This window comes from Halalkalibacterium halodurans (assembly GCF_005671335.1).
GTDB classification, from domain to species: domain Bacteria; phylum Bacillota; class Bacilli; order Bacillales; family Bacillaceae_D; genus Halalkalibacterium; species Halalkalibacterium halodurans.
Window position 1 is genome coordinate 3,787,390 of record NZ_CP040441.1, and the last position, 23,271, is coordinate 3,810,660.

13 protein-coding genes are annotated in these 23,271 nt (G+C 40.3%); 1 reads left to right on the forward strand and 12 read right to left on the reverse strand.

Translation table 11 applies throughout. The features are described 5' to 3' along the window. Positions 1 to 119: 119 nt before the first annotated feature. A complete protein-coding gene (locus FED51_RS18555) occupies positions 120 to 1,208 on the forward strand; it encodes an LCP family glycopolymer transferase (protein WP_233422063.1) in 1,089 nt (362 codons plus the stop codon). A gap of 41 nt (positions 1,209 to 1,249) precedes the next feature. On the opposite strand, the gene FED51_RS18560 is transcribed toward FED51_RS18555, so the two are convergent. From FED51_RS18560 to FED51_RS18615, 12 genes are all read right to left on the reverse strand, one after another. Next, on the reverse strand, positions 1,250 to 4,576 hold the full coding sequence (locus FED51_RS18560; protein WP_053430256.1) for a peptidoglycan-binding protein: 3,327 nt from the start codon (positions 4,574 to 4,576) through the stop codon (positions 1,250 to 1,252). A gap of 215 nt (positions 4,577 to 4,791) precedes the next feature. Then, positions 4,792 to 5,727, reverse strand: a complete 936-nt coding sequence (locus tag FED51_RS18565) for an NAD-dependent epimerase/dehydratase family protein (protein ID WP_053430255.1) — start codon at positions 5,725 to 5,727, stop codon at positions 4,792 to 4,794. 29 nt (positions 5,728 to 5,756) lie between these two features. Beyond that, positions 5,757 to 7,139, reverse strand: coding sequence for a sugar transferase (locus FED51_RS18570; protein WP_053430254.1), 1,383 nt, complete (start codon positions 7,137 to 7,139; stop codon positions 5,757 to 5,759). Between the two features lie 321 nt (positions 7,140 to 7,460). Then, entirely contained in the window at positions 7,461 to 8,354 is an 894-nt protein-coding gene (gene galU / locus FED51_RS18575) for a UTP--glucose-1-phosphate uridylyltransferase GalU (protein WP_053430253.1), read from the reverse strand. 199 nt (positions 8,355 to 8,553) lie between these two features. Further along, entirely contained in the window at positions 8,554 to 10,224 is a 1,671-nt protein-coding gene (locus FED51_RS18580; RefSeq protein WP_053430252.1) for an ATP-binding protein, read from the reverse strand. An 83-nt stretch (positions 10,225 to 10,307) separates the two neighbouring features. Further along, the gene (locus tag FED51_RS18585) at positions 10,308 to 11,366 is read right to left on the reverse strand and encodes a CapA family protein (protein WP_233443850.1); all 1,059 of its coding nucleotides are present in this window, start codon (positions 11,364 to 11,366) and stop codon (positions 10,308 to 10,310) included. Between the two features lie 191 nt (positions 11,367 to 11,557). Then, positions 11,558 to 13,216 carry an acylphosphatase gene (locus tag FED51_RS18590; protein WP_053430250.1) on the reverse strand — a complete coding sequence of 553 codons (1,659 nt, stop codon included), beginning with the start codon at positions 13,214 to 13,216 and terminating at the stop codon, positions 11,558 to 11,560. 74 nt (positions 13,217 to 13,290) lie between these two features. Further along, on the reverse strand, positions 13,291 to 14,934 hold the full coding sequence (locus FED51_RS18595) for an acylphosphatase (RefSeq protein ID WP_053430249.1): 1,644 nt from the start codon (positions 14,932 to 14,934) through the stop codon (positions 13,291 to 13,293). Between the two features lie 22 nt (positions 14,935 to 14,956). Continuing rightward, positions 14,957 to 16,426 carry a teichuronopeptide biosynthesis enzyme TupA gene (gene tupA, locus FED51_RS18600; protein WP_053430248.1) on the reverse strand — a complete coding sequence of 490 codons (1,470 nt, stop codon included), beginning with the start codon at positions 16,424 to 16,426 and terminating at the stop codon, positions 14,957 to 14,959. A 22-nt stretch (positions 16,427 to 16,448) separates the two neighbouring features. Continuing rightward, complete coding sequence (locus FED51_RS18605) at positions 16,449 to 19,124, reverse strand: glycosyltransferase (RefSeq protein ID WP_233443851.1); 2,676 nt, start codon at positions 19,122 to 19,124, stop codon at positions 16,449 to 16,451. Beyond that, the gene (locus FED51_RS18610; RefSeq protein ID WP_053430247.1) at positions 19,099 to 21,645 is read right to left on the reverse strand and encodes a glycosyltransferase; all 2,547 of its coding nucleotides are present in this window, start codon (positions 21,643 to 21,645) and stop codon (positions 19,099 to 19,101) included. Before FED51_RS18610 ends, FED51_RS18605 begins: the two co-directional genes overlap by 26 nt. A 16-nt stretch (positions 21,646 to 21,661) precedes the next feature. Further along, positions 21,662 to 23,266 carry an ABC transporter ATP-binding protein gene (locus tag FED51_RS18615; protein WP_053430246.1) on the reverse strand — a complete coding sequence of 535 codons (1,605 nt, stop codon included), beginning with the start codon at positions 23,264 to 23,266 and terminating at the stop codon, positions 21,662 to 21,664. Between the last annotated feature and the right edge of the window lie 5 nt (positions 23,267 to 23,271).

Genomic DNA, 23,271 nt, shown 5'->3' on the forward strand with positions numbered 1-23,271 from the left:
AAGCCCCCAAGAAATTCCCATAAGATTGTCAAAGTTCGTCGATATGTCTTTACTTGAATGAGCTTGTTCGATAAAATCGAATGAGGAGAAATTTTATAGAAGAAACGGGGAACCTTTTAATGAAACAAATGCCTCCAAGCCGAAAGGTACAACGAAAAAAGAGAAAAGCTGTACGTTTTCTAAAAATATTCATGACCATGACCCTACTTGCCTTGCTCGCGTTTACATGCCTTGGCGTTTACGTTTACTTTAAAGTCTCAAGCGTTGCATCTGAATCAACAGTGGACTTAGAGCGCGGCGATAAATCTGAAAAGCGAATTGAAGCAGTCGACCCGAGCAAAGATAACTTTTCCGTTCTCCTTCTCGGAGACGACTCACGCCCTGGCGAAGCACGAGCAAGAACCGATGCCATGCTAGTTGCTACGTTCAATAAAGAAGATCAATCGATTATTTTGACAAGCATTCCACGTGATTCTCGCGTAGAAATCGTAGGCCGCGGACATTTGGATAAAATCAATCATGCCCACGCTTATGGCGGTATTGACATGACGATTGATACAGTGGAACACCTCCTTGATATTCCTATCGATTATTATGGAATTGTTCGTTTCCAAGGACTTATAGATATCGTAGATGCTTTAGGCGGAATTGAAGTTGAGGTGCCATTTGATTTTGAAGAAAAGGATACGAATAACGATTGGATTCAATTCCAAGAAGGGTTACACACCCTAGATGGAGAAGAAGCATTAGCATTCGCGCGGATGAGAAAGCACCCTCAAGGTGGAGGAGACTTAGGGCGTGGCCAACGGCAGCAGCAAGTGATTGAAGGCATCATTAAAAAAGCAGCAAGCTTTTCTTCCATTACTCGCTTTGACGATGTGTTAGACGCCCTGGGTGAAAACATTCAGATGAACTTCACGTTTAACAACTTGGTCGCCCTACATTCATATGCATCATCCATAAGCGAGATTGAAACCTTGCAGTTGCAAGGGACTGACTTAATGCTAAACGGCATTTATTATTATGAGCTCGATCAAGGTTCCCTTTTCGAAATTCAAACGCGCTTAAAGAAACATTTAGAGATCGATGGTCATACGAATGATGGACTGGATGAAGTCCAACCTGAACCAGATATGTGGAATCCTAATGAACAGCAGCAACCTGTTGAACAACCAAACGAGGAAAGTAATGAAGTGTTTTATAATTAATAAAAAACGGTTTTTCACCAATGGTGAAAAACCGTTTTCTGTTATTTAATAGTGTAGGTCATAATCCGAGACGGTGCACCGATATGTGAAGCAAACGCACTACCACTGTAAGTGACCGACCCTCGTTCAAAGATAACTTGAGCACTTATAATTCGTTCAGATCTGGCTTCAATTTTAAGATCTACGACTTTACCAAGCCCTCTATTCTTAAACTCTGAAATGTTCGATAAATCGTCTAACGTAAAAGTACCTGTCCAAGATACTTGAGTGTATTGCGAGTTATCGTAAGGATCTCGCTTTCCTTTTAGGTAGGCGATGTCGTTCCCCCATACATCTCTCGCATCGACAGTATGACCACTAGCAGAAGCTGAATACACCGCATCAATCAAACTGTTGTTATGGAGAATGACTTCCCCGCTTGTTTCATGAATCGCTTGATTCACTAGCGCATTATTACGATCCCCTTGTGGCACACCATGATAGACTTGAGACCTTGTGTCATCATACATATCAAAATGTCTTGTTGGAACTCGGTTTCTGAATGCATAGGTTCTGGCGGCTACCGCCTGTGCTTTAAAGGCATTCAATTGTGCCCAGCTTGGGATCATTTCGTAAGGAACAACACCTTCAAGATATGTGTCAATGTCAACGTGGTTAATTACATCCATAACAAAATTACTTTGCAAATTATTGATCCTTGACTTTGTTAGATGTAAAGCTCCTCGATAGTGTTGCCCTACCTGATTTTTATTGTTTCCAACATATCGAATGGTCGCACTATTGTTAGGAACGATTCGAACTTCCGATTGTGTGGTTCTTGTCGTTCCACCGTTTGTAATTCTAAACGTACCATCCCCTCCAGATCCATACGTTACTGTTGTATTTCCTGTCACGTTTGTAAATAAAAACTGACCGGTTGAAATGTTTTGGACGCTATATGTCCCCGTACTAGAGAATGTAGCTGAATTAATTTGCTCATCTCCAATCATAACGCGAACATTCGTATTACGATAACTACTTGAGCTACTTACCGTGACATTCGTGTAGTAATAAGTGAGGATTTGCCGATAAGTAAAGCCTTGCTGAGACATCCCATAGGCCCCCCATTGGGTCATACCGACTCCATGGCCGAATTGCCTTTTGCCTTGAAAAACGTATTGTACACCAATCGCCTGAACGACTTCTTTTAATTTATTCAACGTTTGTCGATCTGCGATACCAGTCGCGGGTAGGTTGTGGTCTGTTTGAAATTCTTTAAGTTTTGTTGTCGTTGTCGGTCCAAAATAATCATTAGGATTATTAGAAACGAAATAGCCTGCTTTCGCAAGATCCTTTTTCAGTTGGACAACATCAGGATGGTACATCCCTAACTGTAGTGGTCGAGTCGCAAGTGCCCTTAACTGATCGACTGTTTTTTGGTCCGCTATTCCCGTACTAGATAATCCATATTTTTGTTGGAACTGCCTTACTTGTTCTGTTGTTACTGCCCCATATAGTGTTGTCGGATTGTCTGAGACTCTAAAACCAAGAATTGCTAAATGCTCTTTTAATGTAATGATCCCTGAAGCTCTCATTCCTTCCATATAAACAATATCCTTCATAAACTTTAATTGTTCATCATTGACAACTCCGGTAACCGGAAGATTGGCGCGTCTTTGAAATTCTCTGACCATCTCCTCCGTCACAGAACCAAAATATGTAGTTGGACTGCTAGAAACAGACAGGCCAAGCCGCTCAAGTTCTAACTTTAATTCCACTACCTTCTCGTTTCTGACTCCAAAATATAATGTTTGATTTAACAGCTCTTGTATTTTCTTTAGAGTTAAGCTATCTGCTATTCCGTTAACTTGTAGACCGTGATCTTTTTGGAACTGTTTGACCGTTGCTTCCGTAGAAGGGCCATAATAGTTCGTTGGATTATTCGAGATGACATAGCCTAGCACAGCTAGCTGTTCTTTTAATGTAATAGCATCTTCACGGTACATTCCCATTTTTAAAGGACCTGTCGCCTGCTTTTCAAGTTCGGTTAACAGTTGTTTTGTCACAATACCGGTTTGTTGAAGTCCATTGTCATATTGGTATTCACGCACTTTAGCTTCAGTTACGCTACCGAAAAAGTCATTTGGAGTATTAGAAACACGGTAACCAAGGATGGCTAAATATTCTTTTAACTTTAGAACCTCTGGATGGTTCATCCCTGGGCGTAACACAAACCCTTCTTCGACCATTTTTTGGATAAATTCAAAAGTTGCTCGGTCAACAACACCCGTAACAGGACGTCCAAAATCGTTCTGAAATCTCTTTACTTGCTCTTCTGTAACAGGACCAAAATACGTAGTAGGATTATCTGAAACACCATAACCCAGATCCGCAAGCATTTTCTTTAAATCAATCACTTTTGAATCACGAACACCTAAAAAAAGCACCCCACTCAATGCTTCTTCTAACGCCTTTATTGTTGATGAACCAACAATCCCATCGGCAGTTAAGCCTTGCGATTGTTGAAAAGCACGAACTTGTCGATCAGTCGTTGGTCCAAAGTACGTATTAGGGTTTGAAGAAACAGGAAATCCTACTTTCTCCAAATTAATTTTTAGCTGGATTACATCTTCTCGATACATCCCCAATCTCAACGGCCCTGTTGCTCGTTGAGATAATAAGTTTCTCGTTTCTTGATCGACTTTTCCTGTAACAGGAAGCTGATATTGCGATTGGAATGCACGTACCATTTCTTCAGTCTGTATACCGTAATAAGAAGTCGGGTTATTGGAAACTTTAAATCCTAAAATTTCAAGGTGAAGCTTGATTGTAATAATCTCTGGATCACGGTCTCCAACTTGAAATAGGACACTTGAATCAGCGGTAGAATCTGAGGAGAATGTAGACATCGCAGAGAATGTTTCAGCTGTTTCATTGAGCTTCGTTTCATTCTCTTCTCTTTCTAAATCTTCTTCAGCCAATGAGACCTCTTCATTTTTTTCCTCTTCTGCAACATCCGTACTCTTTTGTTCATCTTCGTCTTGTTCTTCATTTGCCAATTGGACAAGTAACTCAAAAAAATCAAATGTTACTTCTCCCGATGGTTCAAATTGAAACATTTCCTGAAGATCGACAATTACTTGTTCTAGATCGGGATCAAAATAAGTTGTAAATGATTCTGGATCATCTGATTCCAAATACTCCAATGAATAGAGTACTTGTTTTAAAACTAGAACATTTTGATGATCGACTCCTAGTTTCAAAGTTTCAAACTCTTCTTGTTTTACTTCTGTCAAATCGATCGCTTGAGCATAAGTAGGAGCAATGGGGGATAAAACCATCATCGTTGCAGTCATACCACTTAAAACCGTATGCCTTTTTTTTGCCATAGTTAATTCTCCTTTAAAAATCTATTATGACTGTCTAATTATAGTATCGTAAGAAGCAACCAAAGGGTTTAGGGGATCATGATTTTTTAATTTTTTCACCAAAAATATCTATCATACAAACAGAGATAGAGGGAGTGGAAAGATTCAAGAGTTTATAATTTCACACTTAAAAATCCCGATGGAATATATAATTCACATCGGGATTTTAAAAAAATTCACTCCCGTGTTTGGTAATAAGCAATCGTTTTAGCTAAACCTTCATTGAGCGCAATTCGAGGATTCCATGTCAAATGTTTCTGTAGCTTTTGTTGATCCAAACAGCTATGCTTAATGTCTCCGGACCGTTCCTGTTCAAAGGCAGGTGCATAGGTTACATTTAATTGAGCGCACAACTCCTTTAATAGATCTTCCACGCTCGTTTGCAAACCTGTGCTAACATTATAAACTGGGTCTACCTCTTGATTCGTTTCTGCTTCTAAGCAGGAACGAATGGCATTCACGACATCCAATACGAAAATAAAGTCCCTCGTCTGCTTACCATCACCGAAAATAATCGGTTGCTCATTTTTCAACAGCTTTTCGATAAAAATCGAAATAACTCCGGCCTCTGTCTCAGCTGTTTGCCTCGGTCCATAAACGTTTGCAAATCGTAATACATGAACATTTAGTCCATACAGGCGCCCGTATGTTTTCACATAGGCTTCTGCCGCATATTTAGAGGTCCCATACGGAGATAGCGGTAGTGCTGGGAACTCCTCTCGAATCGGTAAAGTGTGAGACGGGCCGTAGATTGCTGCTGAGGATGCAAAAACAAATTGCTTCACTCCATATTTCCGGCTAAACTCTAACAAGCGGATCGTTCCTTGAATATTCACTTGTGCATCATAAGTAGGGTTAAGCACGGATGGACCTACCTTGCTTTGAGCGGCTAAGTGAACAATCCGATCAATATCAGGATGTTCCTGAAAAACATCCGCCACTCGCTCATCCAAAATATCTAATTTGAAAAGGTGACTAGAAGGATGAACATGTTTAAGGCTTCCCGAACTTAAATTGTCGACAATGACCACTTCTGTTCCTTCAGCGATTAAAAGATCAACTAAATGGGAGCCGATGAAGCCAGCTCCCCCTGTCACTAACACTTTTCCCATGGTTTAATCCTTTCTCTAAGACACAAAAATCAAGCCGTTACGTTACCATCTTTGTTTTTCGAGGCCCGTTTCCATTTTTTTTTTGAATCCGTTCCTTCTGCCTTTGTTTTATCAAGCAATACCGTAAATGTTTTCAACATAATCACGATATCAAGCCAAAACGTATAGTTGCGAATGTAATAAAGGTCAAACCGTAATTTATCTTCAGCTTCCGTGCTATACTTCCCCATAATTTGAGCATAACCTGTAATTCCTGGCTGAACCGTATTTCGATACGCATAGTCTAAGTGCTCTTTTGATAGCTGCTCAATAAAGAAGCTTCGCTCAGGTCGAGGGCCAACGAGAGACATATCTCCCTTCAACACATTAAAAAGCTGTGGCAGTTCGTCTAACCTCGTAGCTCGTATAAATTTTCCGACCTTTGTAATTCGATCATCGTTTTGTGTGGCTAAAACAGGACCTGTTTTCTTTTCGGCCCCTTCCACCATAGAACGGAATTTATAAATCATAAATGGCTTGTTATCTTTCCCAAGCCGCTCTTGCTTGTAAATAATACTTCCTTTCGGATCCTCAAGCTTAATTAAAATTGCAACTAATAGAAGCAGCGGCGAAGTACAGATGAGGGTAAATGCCGATGTGACCACATCAAACGCTCTCTTAATAAACGCTTGATCCCACGTAAGCCCAAACGGCTTAACCGACATTAACATCGTATCATCCAAAGGTGTGACCGATGAGCGTTGCAACAGTAATTCATAAAGGGTTGGTACCACATATACAAGCTTATTACATTCCATCGCATGATAAATAATCATTGATTTCTTTTCTTTTTGAATGCTTGTACATAAAATGATGTAATCTGCATGACGCATGTAGTGATTAATCTTATCCATCGGTATATTTGGATGGACTTGTTTAATGCTCGTTCCCTTTAACATCGGATGTTTGATTTTCGAAATCATTCGCTCTGTATTGTCATCATCACCGATAAACAATACTTTTCCTACTACGTTCCGCCGTGTTAGTTTTAAAAAGATATACTTCCACGTCGCTAAAAGGACTATTGTAAACACACTAGCAATGAATAAGATGGAACGTGGGAGTGCGAATTCCCGGAAAAAGTAGGAGGCCGCCATTGTAAGGAACGCCATAAACGTCACAGCTACAAAAATTTTAACCAAAATATCCCAAAGGGTATTCTTCCGATCCAGCGCATAAAGTTCATAAACAGAAATAAAGAATAAACCGATGAGCAATATCCACGGCAATAGTGAAACAAAGGACTCCCAGTTTTTCGCAGGAAACCCTTGATAGCGAATATAGAAAGCAGCGATGTAAGCAGCTAAAATACATAATAAATCCACAAGGATGATGAGAAATTTATGGTTTCTTAATTCATTAATATAAGGCATAGGAAATACCTCTCCCTTTTAAAATCAAAAACAGTTTACTTTGTAAAAATATCACCGTAGCCTTTCGACATGAAGCAACAATCACTACTTACTATACTAAAGATCGCTACTGTTGAAAACAAAAAAATTAATGACAATTTTCAACAAGGTCAAGAACATTAGGTGATTGCCGAGCTTTTAGACGACAGCAAAGCCGTAGTTGCCCTTATACTCAATTCTAGAGTGGTCTTTACTGCTAAACATTGATCCTTCTCTTAATGTATAAAAAACCCCTCTCTTGCTCATTATCTGCTTAAGAGAAGGGTTTTATCCAGACGTCATTTATTGCTTTAACTGACCCACTTGTTTTTCATAAATGTCCTTAATATACTGAGCTACATCTTCTGACAAATCATCCCGTTGCAATGCTAAATCTATCGTTGCTTTAATAAAGCCAAACTTGTCCCCCACGTCATAACGAACACCTTCAAAATTGTAGGCTAACACGACCTGAGATTCATTCAAGACCTTTATCGCATCGGTTAACTGAATTTCGCCGCCAGCACCTGGAGGTAGGTTCTCTAGAATATCAAAAATTTCCGGGCGAAGCACATACCTTCCCATAATCGCATAATTGGAAGGCGCCTCTTCTAGCTTTGGCTTTTCGACAAAGCCAGCGGCGTGAATAACGTTCGCTTCAATCTCTGACCCTTTCGGAGAAACAATACCATACTTGGAGACATCTTCATTAGGCACTTCCTGAACCCCAACAACCGACGAATGATAGCGGTCAAAAACATCAATTAGCTGCTTTAAGCACGGAACATCCGACTGGACAATATCGTCTCCTAGTAGAACGGCAAACGGTTCATTTCCTATAAATTTGCGAGCACACCAAATCGCATGCCCTAACCCATTGGCCTCTTTTTGACGGATGTAATGAATATTCGTCATGCTCGAGATCGCCTTTACTTCTTCTAGCAATTTAGACTTGTTTTTCTTTTCTAGTGTTTCTTCTAACTCAAAGGATTTATCGAAGTGATCTTCAATCGCACGCTTCCCTCTACCAGTCACAACGATAATATCTTCAATTCCCGATTCAATCGCTTCTTCGATAATATATTGAATCGTTGGCTTATCAACGATCGGTAACATTTCTTTCGGTTGCGCTTTCGTTGCTGGGAGAAATCTTGTCCCTAGACCTGCCGCAGGGATGATGGCTTTTTTTACATGCATTTGATTTTCTTCCCTTTCTTAATGTATTTATCCAGCACCCATTATAATATACGATAAAATCATTTTCTACTTATTAAAAGTATAGCTCTTCTCCTCCGCTAAAAAAATAGTGTGATCCTCATGAGATACACACTGTTTTCTATCAGCTTAATTGAATAAGAATGGGTCGATTGCTCCAAATTAAGGTGTTTAGAAAATACTACTTTCCACCTTTGAAAATACGCTTCATTAAGTTCGCCATTTTACGTAAAGGTTTCGTCACTTTCCATGACGTACTATTTATAACAGCATAATATTTCTTTTTATAATAGTTATCGTCTTTTACTTGTTTCTTATTCCTTTTTTTCACTTTAGTTGTTTTAGTTGCTGGCTGTTTTAAATGAACTGGATAATATCCGTCCTGTAATGCTCCTTTTTCATTCTTGTTAATTTTACTCCACCTACTTTCATCAGACTTAATTTCAAAACCTATTTTAACTGGTTTATTCCACTCTTTCTCATCTATCTTTATTATTACATAATTATCTGAATCAACATTTAATAAAATATCTTTTATTTTCTGAACTGCTTTTTCAGTTCCAGTGACAACAACCGAACTCTTTTCCTTGCCTATTCGTTCAATAAAACCACTTAATTTAAGATCTTTCGATTGTTTTCGCACCCATTTTTCAAAATTTAAATCTAAACCATCCCCATTGATTTCAAATTGCCTAGATATCATTTTACCTGTAGGTATATTGGGGATAGTAATTTCTTTTGCAATCCCAGCTTGAAACGTTTCATATACGTGCTTGAAATCAAAATTAAGCAATGGTTGATCTTTATCATAATCACTTTTTGTATTAGGGAAATAATAGTCAATGATAGCTTTAGGAATGTCTCTTGCTTGTCCCTCCATCGGAAAAAGATGCGCCGTTATATGGGGTCTAGAATTAATCTCTAGAATTACTGCTTTATTTCTTTCCTTGTCTACCATCATATCTACACCACACTGAATTAACCCCGGTATGGCTTTGGCTGCATTAATAGCTATTTCTTTTATTTCAGGCGTTAAATCTTCAGTAGCATCGATAGAATCTCCACCGGCTGATACATTATTTTTCGTTTTTAAGAAAACTCTTTCCCCTTTCTTGGGAACACTATCTAATGTATAGCCTTGTGTTTGAAGCATATTTTCCATCTCTTTATCAATCTTAATTTTCCGATTAAAAAGAGCTGGATTTTTATCCCGTTCCTTTTGGCGAACCTTTAATAGCTGTTGAATAGTATTCACACCGTCTCCGACAACATTAGGCGGAATTCTCGCAATCGCTCCAATCACCTTATCACCTATAACGTATACGCGATAATCTTGACCAGCAAAATATTTTTCTACAATTAATTCTGGATACTTTAGATCATACTTTACATAAGCTAGTGCCTCTCGGAATTCTCCCTCATTTTTTATGTTAGCAATAACGCCTCCCCCTCCAGTTCCATTCGAAGGTTTAACTACTAATGGATACCCTAAAGAATTAGCGTAGTTTACTATTTCTTCATCTGCTACATCCTCTTCAAATGCTTTACCTAAAGGAGTGGGAACACCAGCGTCTAATAGATACTTTTTAGTGGAAGGTTTATCGATGCAAATTCTTATCGCTTCTTTCGGGACAAGATCCCCACGAGATACTGAAAAGCGGTGCTCTTTATCTCTCCATTTTAGCGAAAAAATTATTTCTGATTTCCTTCTATTTTCATTAATAAATTTTAGTGTCATTCCTCGTCTCCAACCTTCTAACGCAACGCTATACAAACTTACTGTATAACCTTGAGCGTCTTCCGGTATTGATTCTTCTAAATGAGGTAACCAATTATTTTTCTTTTGATTCATTCATACCATCCTTTATAATAGTGAAAAATTCAAAGATTTTTATGAATCTCTACCCACTAAATGTTCCAATACAAAGAGACATGTTATGAAATATTTAAATCTGTGATCCACTTTCTCATATGTGTAATAATTCTGTCATACACTTCCTGAGATTTAAATACTCCCATATGAGTCTTAATAAACTCTTGATTCTTAACAACATCCTCCAATAAATGTAACTTATAAGTTCTCTTGTCACAGCTATCTACGTAGGTCAATTTTATCGTTGGATTATCTATTTTTAGTAATGCATTTTTATCAGGTGTAGGCTTTTCAATATCGATGGTCATGTAAGCCCCAATTTGCCGATAAATCCCTTTTTGTCCAGAAAAAAAGTTACCTAAAGAGTATATACAGAATGTCTCTTTTCCTCTGGAATTAAGTATATAAGCAGGAGGCTGTAATACATGGGGATGATGCCCTAAGATGATATCTGCACCCGCATCTGAGAGCGTGTTTGAAATTTCAATTTGGTCTGAAGTAGGGAGCAGATGATATTCTTTACCATAATGGATTGATAATACAATCACATCTGCTAGATCATTGCTTTTCACTTGTTGAATTCTTTTTTTAATTTTTCCCACATTTGCGTCTTCAAAGCTATCAACAAGATAATCTTTATTTTTAGGAATTTTCACTCCTGCCATTCTTTTAGTATAGGATAAGAAGCACACTCTTAGGCCATTTTTATGAAAGATTCTGAGTGTTTCCTGATCTTTTTTATTTTTATAAGCTCCCACATAAGGGATCCCGATTTTCTCCCAATTCTCGATCGATTTAAGGATCCCTTTTTCTCCTTTATCCAATACATGGTTATTTGCTAAATTGGCTATGTCCACGCCTAATTCTTTCAGTTTATAGCCAATTTCAACTGGGCTATTAAAATGTGGGAAGTCTGACAAACCTAATTCTTCACCAGCTATAATGGATTCTTGATTAACAATTTTTAAATCTCCTTTTTCAAATAAAGGCTCTGCATCCTTAAGGAGTTCATCAAAATTATAACCAGAACCATCTTTAATTTTCGCTTTTCTATATAACCGCTCATGTAATAACACATCACCAGTCGCCGCCAACGTTATTTTCCTGCTTTTATTAGCCAAATGAATACCCCCTAGAAACCTCATGGATTATATCCAATAAGTTTGTTTTTTTCACAACTGCATGTATCATTCTCGAAAAACCTCTAGCTACTTCCTTTTTATAATGGAATTATTGTTGTTGACACAGAAATATATCCTAATATCTGTTACTTCTTTTACTTTAACGGTGAAGGCCGATCGTAGAACGTGGCCTATCCATTTGCTTGTGGTTTTATTAAACTCTTTGCATAATTGCTTAATTTTCTAATCCACGCAGTTGATTTCCAGAAGCGGCTTTGCTGAATTTTTGACGTCTCTTTTTCTAATCGATTTTTTTCTTTTTCTAAGCGACGTAATTCTTTTTCCATTTTCTTTATTGCCGTTTCTACCGATCGTAAACTTGTCGGGTTGTAACCTTCACTTATATCGAAACCAACCTTTACAGGAGATTTCCAAGCCTCCTCCTTTATCTTTTTTACTTCGGCCTTATTAGGTGCAGCAGTAAAGATCTCCTTAAATGCATTAACCTCTTTTTTATCTGTTCCTGCAACTACAACGTCAATATCCCCATTAGAAAGGTTGTTAATGTAACCATTCAGTCCTCTTTCCAACGCTTGAATACGTAACCATTGATGGTAGCTTACTCTTTGCACAAAACCAGAAACTGTATATTTTTTCGCATATAACTTGCCAATGGGAGCTGGTGAGACTTCTACTTCTACAGATGAACGGCTAGATAATGGCTCTAGTACTGTATTAAAGTCAAAATATATTCTAGATTTTTTGTTTTGGCTCCCTTTCGTTTCTGGAAAGTAATAATCAATGATAGCAGAAGGAATGTCGCGTGCCTTCCCTTCCATTGGAAATAAAATTCCTCCAATTTGAGCAGTTGGATTTAACTCAATGACGACAGCTGTTGATATGGATTGGTTTAGATCAGCAATAATATCAACACCGCCGTGATGTAAGCCAGGAATTGCTTTAATAGCATCTATTGCAATCTGTTTGAGTTCATCAGGTAGCTCATCGGTCACATCGATTGGGTCTCCCCCTGCTGATACATTGGTTTTTTCCCTTAGCAAAATTTTCTCCCCTTTATTCGGGATACTTTCCAATGTATAGCCAGACGATTGGATAAAATCCAATACCTCGTTATCAATTTCAATTAAACAGCTAAACAAACGTGCATTTTTCTTCCGCTGCCGATTTTTTAAGTCAATTAATTCGGTAATTGTATGATAGCCATCCCCAATAATATTTGCTGGCAATCTGTTATAAGCCGCAATGACTTGATCTTCAACGACGTATACTCGGTATTCCTCCCCTGATACATAACGTTCTAATATAACTTCCGGATAATTTAAATCAGAGCGTACATAAATTAAAGCCTTTTGCAAAGATTTTACGTCCTTAATATTGGTTACGACACCGTTTCCTAAGCTAGCATTGGTTGGCTTTAAAACAAGTGGGAAGTTGATTTCCAATGCATATTGAATAATTTCCTCATCTGTTGAAGACGCCTCAAATTTTCGTCCTTCTGGTACAGGAACGCCAGCTTTAGCTAACCATACCTTTGTTTCATCTTTATCGGAACCAATTCTTACGGCTTCATTGGTTACTTTATCTCCTCTAGTCCTAAAAAAGTAGTGAGTCCTTTCTTTAGAACTTAGTGAAAATAATCGACCTGGAGGATTCACCCCAAAGGTAATCATTTCTTGATATTTCTCATGGTCAACAGTATGCCATTTTAACGTTAAGCCACGTCTCCACCCTTCCAGTGCTACAGAGTATGCACACAGCTTTGTTTTTCTTGCGCTGGTTACAATGTCATTGGTAAGGTGAGGGAGACAAATTGAAGGATTACTCTTCATTATAACGACCTCCCCTAATTTCCCTCAATGGTTTATATCTAAATCTTGATTTTGGAATCTTCCTACATCCGACCTTATTTTTCAAACAATCGACCGACCCATTTTACTATGTCCGCTATCTTTCGAAAGGGTAACGTAAGCTGCCAAGAAATGCTTCGACTATATGCTCGGTAACGCCGCTCTGCACGTCGTAACTCTTTCTGCACTGTCTCCAATTCAAGCTTCATCTTCTTTAATTGATCCACTTGCATTTTTAAATCTGCTTTAACTTCAAACCCGACCTTTACTGGCTCTTCCCATGACTCTTCAAAAACATCAACAACATCTGAACGCTCTGGATCTTCGAAGATAGCTTGTTTAAAGTCATTGACGCTTTCTGAATCAGTACCCATGACAATGACTTCGATGTTTCCATTTTCAAGGTTTTTTACAAAACCACTTAGCTTTCGTTCAAAGGCTTGTTTTCTCAAGCCTCGATGATAATCAATTCCTTGGACATCACCGGTTACTGTATATTTCTTGCCATAAACTTCACCTAAAGGAGCTGCAGATACCGTCGTCACTGAGGCTGTTTTTGTCACCAATGGTTCCAACACGTCTGAAAAATCAAAGTAAAACCTAGATTTTTGACCGTTCATCCCTTTTGTTTCTGGGAAGTAATAATCAATGATAGCCGCCGGGACATCTCGAGCGATGCCTTTCATCGGAAATACGAGCGAGCCAATTTGTGCCGTCGGATTTAACTCTAATACAACAGCCCCTTCTTCCACTGGTTGTTCGTCATCATAAAGGATATCGACGGCCCCATGAGGTAACTGCGGGACTGCCTGCAAGGCTTGTACCGCTAGCTGTTTGACCTCCTCAGGCAAGCTATCTAGTTGGTCAACAGGATCTCCACCGATTGAAATGTTGCTCTTATTTGTTAAAAAAACCATCTCGCCGTCTTCCGGGATCGTATCCAAACCGTACCCTTGAATGGCTAAGTGATTTTTCATCTCTTGATCTAGCTTAATGGGACAGCTAATCAACCGAGGGTTCTTTTGACGCTCTTCGTTTTTAGCCTCTATTAATTCTTGAATTGTCTGTTTTCCATTTCCAACAACATTGGCAGGAATGCGCTCTATAGCCGCTACAACCTTATCTCCAACAACGTACAACCGATAATCTTTTCCTGCCACATGACGCTCAACGATGACATCTTTATAATTGAGGACATGCCGAACGTGACGAAGCTGTTCAGCAAATGTTACTTCGTCTTCAATGTTTGTCACAACGCCTCGACCGAAGCTTCCATCTGTCGGTTTTACGACAAGCGGATAGCCGATCTCCGCTGCATATGAGATAATTTCATCGTCTTCAATCTCCGCTACAAAACGCCTTCCTTCTGGTATCGGAATGCCAGCCTTTGCGAGATATTCTTTTGTTTTCTCTTTATCGGCTCCAATCGCAACAGCTTCATTCGTTACTTTATCCCCACGAGTTCTAAAGAAATAATGGGTTTTCTCTTCTGATCGAAGAGAAAACAGCTTTCCTGGTCGATCAACGAACCACGTTTTGATCTCACGAAAAGCTTCAGAGTCCTTTGTATGCCACCGAAGGGTCAAGCCTCGTCGCCATCCTTCTAAGGCTACTAAATATGCATCAAATTCTGGCCCCCTTGCATCTTCAACGATTTCTTTCGACAGATGCGGTAACCATTGGTGATTAATTTGTTCCATAGAGAGTTTCCTCCAACACATGCTAATTAAGTCTTGCATCAAGTAAGTTTTTAAATGATTCAAATGACTTGCCATTTAATAAATCTGAAATTAAACGTTCTTCTGCTGCTAAAAATTCATCCCCAAGCCACCGATCCGTTTCACGATTAAATTCGTCATAATTCCCAGGCTTCGGGGTAAATTCACCAAATACAAGCCCTCGACTCGTTTTCAGAAAATCGATTCGAATGAAAGGTACAGGAATTTCAGAGCTAATAGAAGCCGCTAATTGGACTTCTTGTTCGGACGCTCCGTCACCTTTGAACAGGTCTCCATCATATTTTCCAGTCGTAATTTGTTTACCATCAGCTGTCCACCAACAGTACGAAAGCTCTGGAAATCGTTGCACCTCAAGAATGATAGCAACCTTCCCATAAAAGCAATAAAATTTCAAATCTCGTGCTGGTCGAAATGTGTCTTTATCTTCTAACAGGAGCTCCTCGATCATCCATGAGTCTTCCTTAACCGAACAAGAGTCCAGATCTTCTTTCATACTCTCTACAAGAGATTCCCAGCTATTTAAGGTTTTCGAGCGTTTGACATCAAGAATATTCCCCTCAGTAAACACAAGGTATACGCCGCGGGAACCCGCACCATCTTGAGGTTTGATCACAATCCGTTCCTTTTTAGGTATCGTTGAGATCGTGTACGTGTCATCAGAGACCCAAGGCCTATCAATATGAAGGGAATCCATGAAACGATAGGCAACTTTTTTTTGATCGAGTAGCCATTCTGGTAAGATGGTCCCGAATTGTTTCTTCCTTAATCTTATACTTAAATTCGCTCGAAAGGAAGCGATTGATTTTAGAGAAATCGTTTCTTTCTCATCTACTTCTCTTACAATAAATTCTGGTACTTCTTCAGCATGCAACCCAGACAAAGCTTCCCGAAAAATTGGCGCTTTCACATCTTGCTTCTCATTTTGATAGTGTCTCGCGGAAAGAAACAAAGCCTCACGATAAGCATTTTGTATTGAGGTCTTTGACTCGATCAAACGCCTCAAGTATTCCACCATTTGACCTTGCTCTTTCGCCCGTTTCACCGAGTGTAGGAGATGGTCACGATCCATCTTCCCTAGTGCAATCAGCCGATCATTCGCTTTGTGTGTTTCGTTTATTAGCTTTTGTTCGACATTCATTAATTGTTGACGAAGTTCCCTAAGTTCAAGATGAAGTTGCTCATTTTCTTGAATTAATTCTTGCTTGGCTTTTCCTAAAAAAGCCGTTTTGATACTTTTACAAACAGTTATTGTTTTCCGCCAAACAGCGGTATATTTCCATAACCGGCTTTGTTCAATTTTCTTTTGGTCCCTCCGCAGCTTTTTCTGCTCATTCTGTAACTCTCGCTTCTTCGCTTCATGCTTCATAAATAAGATTTGCAGCTCGTGTTCCCTTTCCTTTTCGTGCTGTAATTCACTCTGAATTCCTTCTTTTGACGGATACGTTTTGCTCAACGTGACCACCTCCTTCTGCTATTTATGAATGGTTTGTCCGATCAAAAATGAACGATTCAATTCTTGAAATGTGCTTTGTGTAACCGAAGTTTGCCTCTACATATGCTTGCGCTTTTTCTACTTGAGATTCGTAAAAATCCGGGTTGTCCATTAGTTGTACTATTGTTTCCTGAACATCATCTGGTTCAGCATAAAGTGCAGCATCGCCAAACAACTGCTCATAGATTGGTGGAATAACGACAGGTACCCCTACCGCCATCGCCTCGAAAATGACTCGCCCAAACGCTTCAATCCAATCGGGATGCGTATAGTAGACGAATACATCAAGTGTAGCTAGAAACTCCTTTGGATGCATTTCCCCAAATTCATAGACATACCAGTTTGCAGGTAACTCACCGACTACCTTCATTGGTGCTGCTGCACCGCCAAGAACATGGACTTCAAATGGGGCAGACTCTGGGTAAACTTTAAAAAGTTCCGTTCGATCGATAGGCCACTTCACATACTGGTCACGAGAATGCCGACCAATTTTGATCTTCTCTGATCGAAGCGGACGGGATGCCCTTTTCCATTCTTGTACATCGATAATATTGACCCAGTCCTCACTGGCTAAGGAAATCGGATGCAGTTCATGGCTATGATGTGTTAGCAAAGCTTCGCGGACAAGTGGCCCAATCGGATACCATGTACCTGTCGTCCCGAAATATTCCTTCATACGTTTCGCACAATCAGGAATCGTATACAATGTATTTCCTTTTTTGCTATAATCCCGCTTCGGCGGCTGATTTACGATGACATTCACACGCTTTGCTTTTACATTAGGTAAATATTTTTGCCACTCCTGTAAAACTGGGGGGTGACGGATAATCAATAAATCACAGCTAATTTCCTCACCATAGACAACCATTTGTACAAGATCCCCATCGAGAAGCTCGCGGATGTGAGGGTTCATTTCTTTACGTGATTGAAAGTCATACCGCGACATTTGCATAAGACCCGTCCGAAGCCCTTTTTGTTTCTGCGCCTTAATTTCTTCCACATTCGACATATTGGTCCCGCCTAGTAGGCGAAACTCGGAAGCAATGATTACATCAAAATGGCGCCGCCCATCAGCTGTTTTTTTCTCCCGCTGTGGCCACATAGGCTCCGGCACAGCAAATAAACGGGGTTCCTGCGGGAAATCATAGCGGAGGGACTCTGCCACTCGATGATAGTTCGAGTAACTGTCAAAATACTCTTTACGCACACCCATAAAATATCCGTGAAAGCCAAATACATGATTTCCGGTCAAAGATCCCTTGGTCTGTCTTTGAAAGGAATATGGGCCTGACGCTAAGTCAACAACAGCTTTTTCACCAAACACTTTTTTTAGGCGGCGTTTAAATTCACCATCAGCTCCAAACCGTACACTGTCCCAAAAACCAAGATTCTCCATAACAGGATTCTTGCGAAACATAAGTGAAGACATGTTTGCAAAAATATATTCTCCTGGCTTCCCTCTTCGAAAAAACGTTAGTTCTTCTGTCATCCTTGCTTGCTGAGAAGTGTTGGCAATCACCTGAGGATGTTCCAGCAAATGGTTAACTTGCGTTTCAATCTTTGCTGGGTGGGACCAATCATCAGCATCATTAATCGTGACAAACTCGCCTGCCGCTTGCTGTAATGCTATATTTCTTGCCACATAAGCACCGCTATTGATCTCCGTTTTCAAATACTTCACTCGATCATCGCTCGCTGCATAACGCTTGATCAAAGCAGTTGTACCGTCAGTGCTGCAGTCGTCAACAACCAAAATCTCTATATTTGTCCAAGTTTGCTGCAAGATCGACTCAATGGACGTAGCAATCCCATCCTCTGAATTGTACGCAGGGATGATCACCGTTACTTTCGGCTCCATATTAGGTTTAACGTTAGTTGCTTTTGCTGCCACATCAATCGAATCGTACGGTGTTCGTTCTTTTTCGCCCGTTTGCTTTAGCCTAATAGGGGCAATATTAAAATGTGCTAAAGCTTTATTAATCCATTTGACCCGATCTAAAGGGTGCTCTTCTAAGTTGGCTGCCGCTAAATACAAATCTGGATGTGGATACTCTTTTATTTTATCGGCTATTCGTTGCTTCCCTTTTTCAATCTCGTCAAGCAATTTATAGCACTCAGCCTCAATGATCGCTGCACGCCGTAGAAACGAACGCTCCGCTTTGCCTGCAGTTGCTTGTTGCAAATACGTTAAACATTCCCGAGCATCTGTGCGCGTATATTGATTTGCATGCCATAAAGCTAGCTCCCAAGCGGCAAGCTGCCTTAAGTAACGATTGTCCGTTTTCAGTAGTCCCCTTAAATCAGCCAAAGCTCTCTTGGTAAACCCTAGTTCATACAAGCTATATTTCAGTTTCTTTATCCGCTGCTGGGCTTTTTTCTTTTTCCACGATGAACTAAACAGCTGTCTCCAACTTTTTTTTCTCGTGACAAGTTGAACGATCATTTTAAGCAACTTTTTCACTTGTCTTAGAAAAGCAACTGGCCAGCTGTTTTTTATTCCATAGTAGTAAGTTTCGAGCGCTCGCAATTTGCGGCGCTCTCGTTCATTCTCTTTCTCCATATTAGAGATCTCTAGTTCTAGCTGCTGTATTTCCGAAAGCAGCTGTTCATTTTTTCTTTTTCTACCCTCTAATTCAAACTTCTGCTCGTTCATCTTCATGTAAAAACGTCTCCAATCTTGCAGCATGTTGAGAATAACCAAATTGGTTTTCAACATAGATGAGCGCTTTTTCTACCTGGTTTTGATAATATTCATCATCTGCCATGAGCTCCATTACTTTCTCTTGTACTTCATTGATTTCAGCATAAATGGCAGCCTCACCAAACAGCTTTTCGTATTCATGCGGCACAATGACTGGAACGCCAGCAGCCATTGCTTCAAATACAACTCGACCGAAAGCTTCAACCCAATCAGGGTGTGTAAAATAAACGAACACGTCCAATTCTGCTAAAAACTCACGCGGATGAACCTCACCAAATTCTCGGACATGCCAATTGGCTGGCAAAGACCCTAGAACCTTAGTAGGTGACTTAGCACCACCGAGTATATGAACTTCAAAAGGCTCCTTGTCCGGATAAATTTGCAGCATGGTTGCTCGATCCTTTGGCCATTTTACATATTGATCCCGAGAGTGGCGCCCGATTTTTATTTTCCCGTCCTTTTCTCGACGTGTAACTCTCTTCCATTCTTTCACATTAATAATATTGACCCAATCTTGATCTGAGAAAGGAATCGCTTGCAAATCCTTATGGTGGTGCTCGTATAAAGCTTCCCGTACATTCGGTCCAATCGGGTACCAAATGCCTTTTTTGCCAAAATAGGCTTGTAGGTGATCGATACAGCGAGGAAGCTCATATAAAACACTACCGTTGTCACCATAGTCTCGCTGTGGCGGTTGGTTCACAATCACGTGCACACTTTTTGCCTCTACATTTGGCACATAACGCTGCCATTCCTGCAGAATCGGAGGGTGGCGAACAATGAGCACATCACAACTTACCTGCTCTCCGTAGACGATCATTTGCACTTGATCGCCATCAATTAACTCCCGAACATTAGGATTGATCGCTTCAACCGAATTAAGATCATAGCGAGATAACTGAATTAAGCCTGTGCGGAGCCCCATCTCTCTTTGCGCTTTGATTTCTTCCACATTCGACATATTCGTCCCGCCTAACAAGCGGAACTCTGATGCTAAAATGACATCAAAATGCCGCCGCCCCGCCGATTTTGGCTGACGGTTGGGAAGCATCGGCTCCGGTACAGGAAATGGACGCTCTTTTTGTGGAAAGGAATATCGAAGCCCCTCTTGACTCGTTCTATGAAAATGATCATGCGCCTCCGCATACTCTCGGCGCGCCCCCATAAAATAACCCGGAAAACCAAAGGCAGAATGGCTCGTCAACGATTCCCCTGACTGACGTTGAAAAGATAATGGAGCTGTAGGTAGTTCAACCACAGCCTTTTCTCCAAATGCGAGCTTGATGCGTTTTACAAACTCTGAGTCTCCGGCAAAGCGGACACAATCCCAGTAGCCCAGCTTGTCCATCGCAGGCTTCCGACGAAACATGAACGATGACATGTTCGCAAAAATGTATAAGCCTGGCTTGCCGCGACGGTAAAATTTTAAATCATTGGTCGCACGTGCTTGCTGCGAAAAATTCCCAATGATATTCGGGTGCTTTAACAAGTGTCGCACTTGAATTTCAATTTTTCGCGAATGGGACCAATCGTCTGCATCATTAATCGTGACAAAATCCCCTGTTGCATGCTGTAATGCTATATTTCTTGCCACATAAGCACCACTGTTTGTTTCTGTTTTTAAATAATGGACTCGATGATCTTGCTCCGCATATTGATGGACAATCGATGCCGTTTCATCCGTACTACAGTCATCGACGACAAAAATTTCAAGGTTCGTCCATGTTTGTTTTTGCATGGATTCAATTGAGGTTTGAATCACACTCTCAGCATTAAAAGCCGGAATGATAACCGTTACCTTTGGTTGCTCATCATTCTCGCTGCTTTCATCAATACCATTAACTCCCAGTGCATCATACGGGCTTTTTTCGTCTGCCTGCTCGGTCAACTCCAACGGTTCCGTCCCATAGTGCGCAAAGACTTTGTTAATCCATTTCATTCGTTGTGCGACCGTTGTTTCAAGATTGGCTGCAGCTAAATAAAGATCAGGGTGGGGTTGAGTCTCGATCATTTGTTGCACTAGTTCTTTTCCTTGCTCTCTCTCTCCTAAAAGGTCATAGCACTCAGCCTTAACAATAGCTACAGCACGCAAATCATCACGATCTTTTACACCGGTAGTAGCAATGTCAAGATAACGGAGGCAAGCTTTTGCATCTTCCGTCGTATACTGGTTGGCATGCCATAACGCTAACTCCCAGGCAGCCAGACGCTTCAAGTAAGGCTCGCCGCTTTCACGACAAATGAGCTGGAGGTCCTCCAAAGCTCGATTAGTAAACCCTAGATTGTATAACCGATATTTCAACCGTTCAATTTTTCGCAACTGTGTCTGTTTCTTCCCAGGCTTAATAACACGTTTGATCGCTTGTTTTTGCTTTTCCGTTAGCAAGCTAGAAAGAAACTGTTTTTGACTTGTTTTTAAGGCTTTATATAAGAACCAATCTACAAGCCCAATCACACTCTTTTTTACTAATCGTAGCATTTGTACCACCGCCAACTTAATCGTTAATTGAATCCTCTGTCGCTGCCTTTTTCTTCGTCCTCACAACACGACGTTTTGTTTTCTTTTTTTCTTCTTTTTCAGGCCCCTTGTATAGCTTTACCGCTTCTTCTGGATCTCCGTCGAAACGAACCTGACCTTTTTCTAACCAAATGGCCCGGGTACACACTGACTCTACAAACTTCATACTATGGGAGACAATAATAACCGCCTTTGCCCGCTCCATCATTTCTTGAATCTTCTCACTCGCCTTTTGCTGGAAGGCTACATCTCCAGTGGAAAGAGCCTCATCAATAATAAAAATATCAGGTTGAAGCGTTGCAGCGATACTAAAGCCAAGCCGCGATTTCATCCCACTTGAGTATGATTTCACAGGCTTATCCATATGTTTCTCCAACTCTGAGAAAGCGACAATATTCGGGTACTCTTGTGCCACTCTTTCCTTTGGTATCCCTAATAACATACCGTTTAAATAAACATTGTCCTTACCCGATAATTGTGCATTAAATCCAGTACCATAACTAAGAAGGGACGTCGTTTCACCAGAAAGCTCGAGTTCGCCCTCATCAGGTGTCAGAATCTTCGTCAGTAGTTTACACAACGTGCTTTTTCCGGCTCCATTATGACCGATAATTGCGACGACCTCCCCTTCCTTAATATCAAAACTAACATTTTTAAGCGCCCAAAACGTTTCATTTTTAAAATTGAAAGACATCCCTATATTTTCAGCTTTAACCACCGTTCGCTCTTTCACGTTCGCCTCGGTCTTTTTTAATTCCAGACGTTTTCGAGGTCTTCGTACTTTCACTGGAATCGTTTCTTTGTATTTTTCGATGACCTCTGCCGGCTCACCAATCGCACGGATTTCACCTCGATCAAGCCAAAGGAGGCGATCACAATTTTTCCTCGCATAGCGTAAACTATGAGTCACGAGGATGACCATCTTTGCCTTTGAGACAAGCTCTTTCATTTTTGCCGCAGCTTTTTTACCGAAAGCTGCGTCCCCCGTATTTAACGCTTCATCGAGGATGAGGATTTCTGGTTCGAGAAACGCAGCTACGCTAAACCCTAGTCGGGCCTTCATCCCGCTCGAATAATATTTCATCGGTTGGTCAATAAATGAACCGAGACCAGAAAATTCATGAATTTCATCAATAAATTGGTCAATTTGATCTTTTTCAATTCCGAGCATCATTCCATTTAAATACGCGTTTTCTCGTCCTGTGAGTTCCTTTTTAAACCCCATTCCTAAAGAAAATAGAGCAGAAACACGCCCGTCCACATAAAGCTCTCCTTCATCAGGCTTCAATATCCCTGAGAGCATTTTACAAAGCGTTGTTTTCCCCGCACCATTTGAACCGATGATTCCAAGGATTTCACCTTTGTACCCAGTAAAATCAAGGTTGCGCAGCGGCCAAACGATTTTGCTTTCTTCTTGGCCCTCGTTTGTCTTGCTTTTTCGACTAAACCAATTAAAAATATGCGACTTATAGTCATCGGTACGGTAGCCTGAATGAAAAGAGACACCGAGGTTAGTCGCCTGAATCACGACTTCATTTGCTTCTTTTATTTGTTTGTCTTGATTCGTCATAGATAAAGTCATTAGAA

Coding starts and splice junctions, on each gene's coding strand:
- FED51_RS18555 (WP_233422063.1), top strand. CDS start 120: ATGAAACAAATGCCTCCAAGCCGAAAGGTACAACGAAAAAAGAGAAAA.
- FED51_RS18560 (WP_053430256.1), bottom strand. CDS start 4,576: ATGGCAAAAAAAAGGCATACGGTTTTAAGTGGTATGACTGCAACGATG.
- FED51_RS18565 (WP_053430255.1), bottom strand. CDS start 5,727: ATGGGAAAAGTGTTAGTGACAGGGGGAGCTGGCTTCATCGGCTCCCAT.
- FED51_RS18570 (WP_053430254.1), bottom strand. CDS start 7,139: ATGCCTTATATTAATGAATTAAGAAACCATAAATTTCTCATCATCCTT.
- galU (WP_053430253.1), bottom strand. CDS start 8,354: ATGCATGTAAAAAAAGCCATCATCCCTGCGGCAGGTCTAGGGACAAGA.
- FED51_RS18580 (WP_053430252.1), bottom strand. CDS start 10,224: ATGAATCAAAAGAAAAATAATTGGTTACCTCATTTAGAAGAATCAATA.
- FED51_RS18590 (WP_053430250.1), bottom strand. CDS start 13,216: ATGAAGAGTAATCCTTCAATTTGTCTCCCTCACCTTACCAATGACATT.
- FED51_RS18595 (WP_053430249.1), bottom strand. CDS start 14,934: ATGGAACAAATTAATCACCAATGGTTACCGCATCTGTCGAAAGAAATC.
- FED51_RS18605 (WP_233443851.1), bottom strand. CDS start 19,124: ATGAAGATGAACGAGCAGAAGTTTGAATTAGAGGGTAGAAAAAGAAAA.
- FED51_RS18610 (WP_053430247.1), bottom strand. CDS start 21,645: ATGCTACGATTAGTAAAAAAGAGTGTGATTGGGCTTGTAGATTGGTTC.
- FED51_RS18615 (WP_053430246.1), bottom strand. CDS start 23,266: ATGACTTTATCTATGACGAATCAAGACAAACAAATAAAAGAAGCAAAT.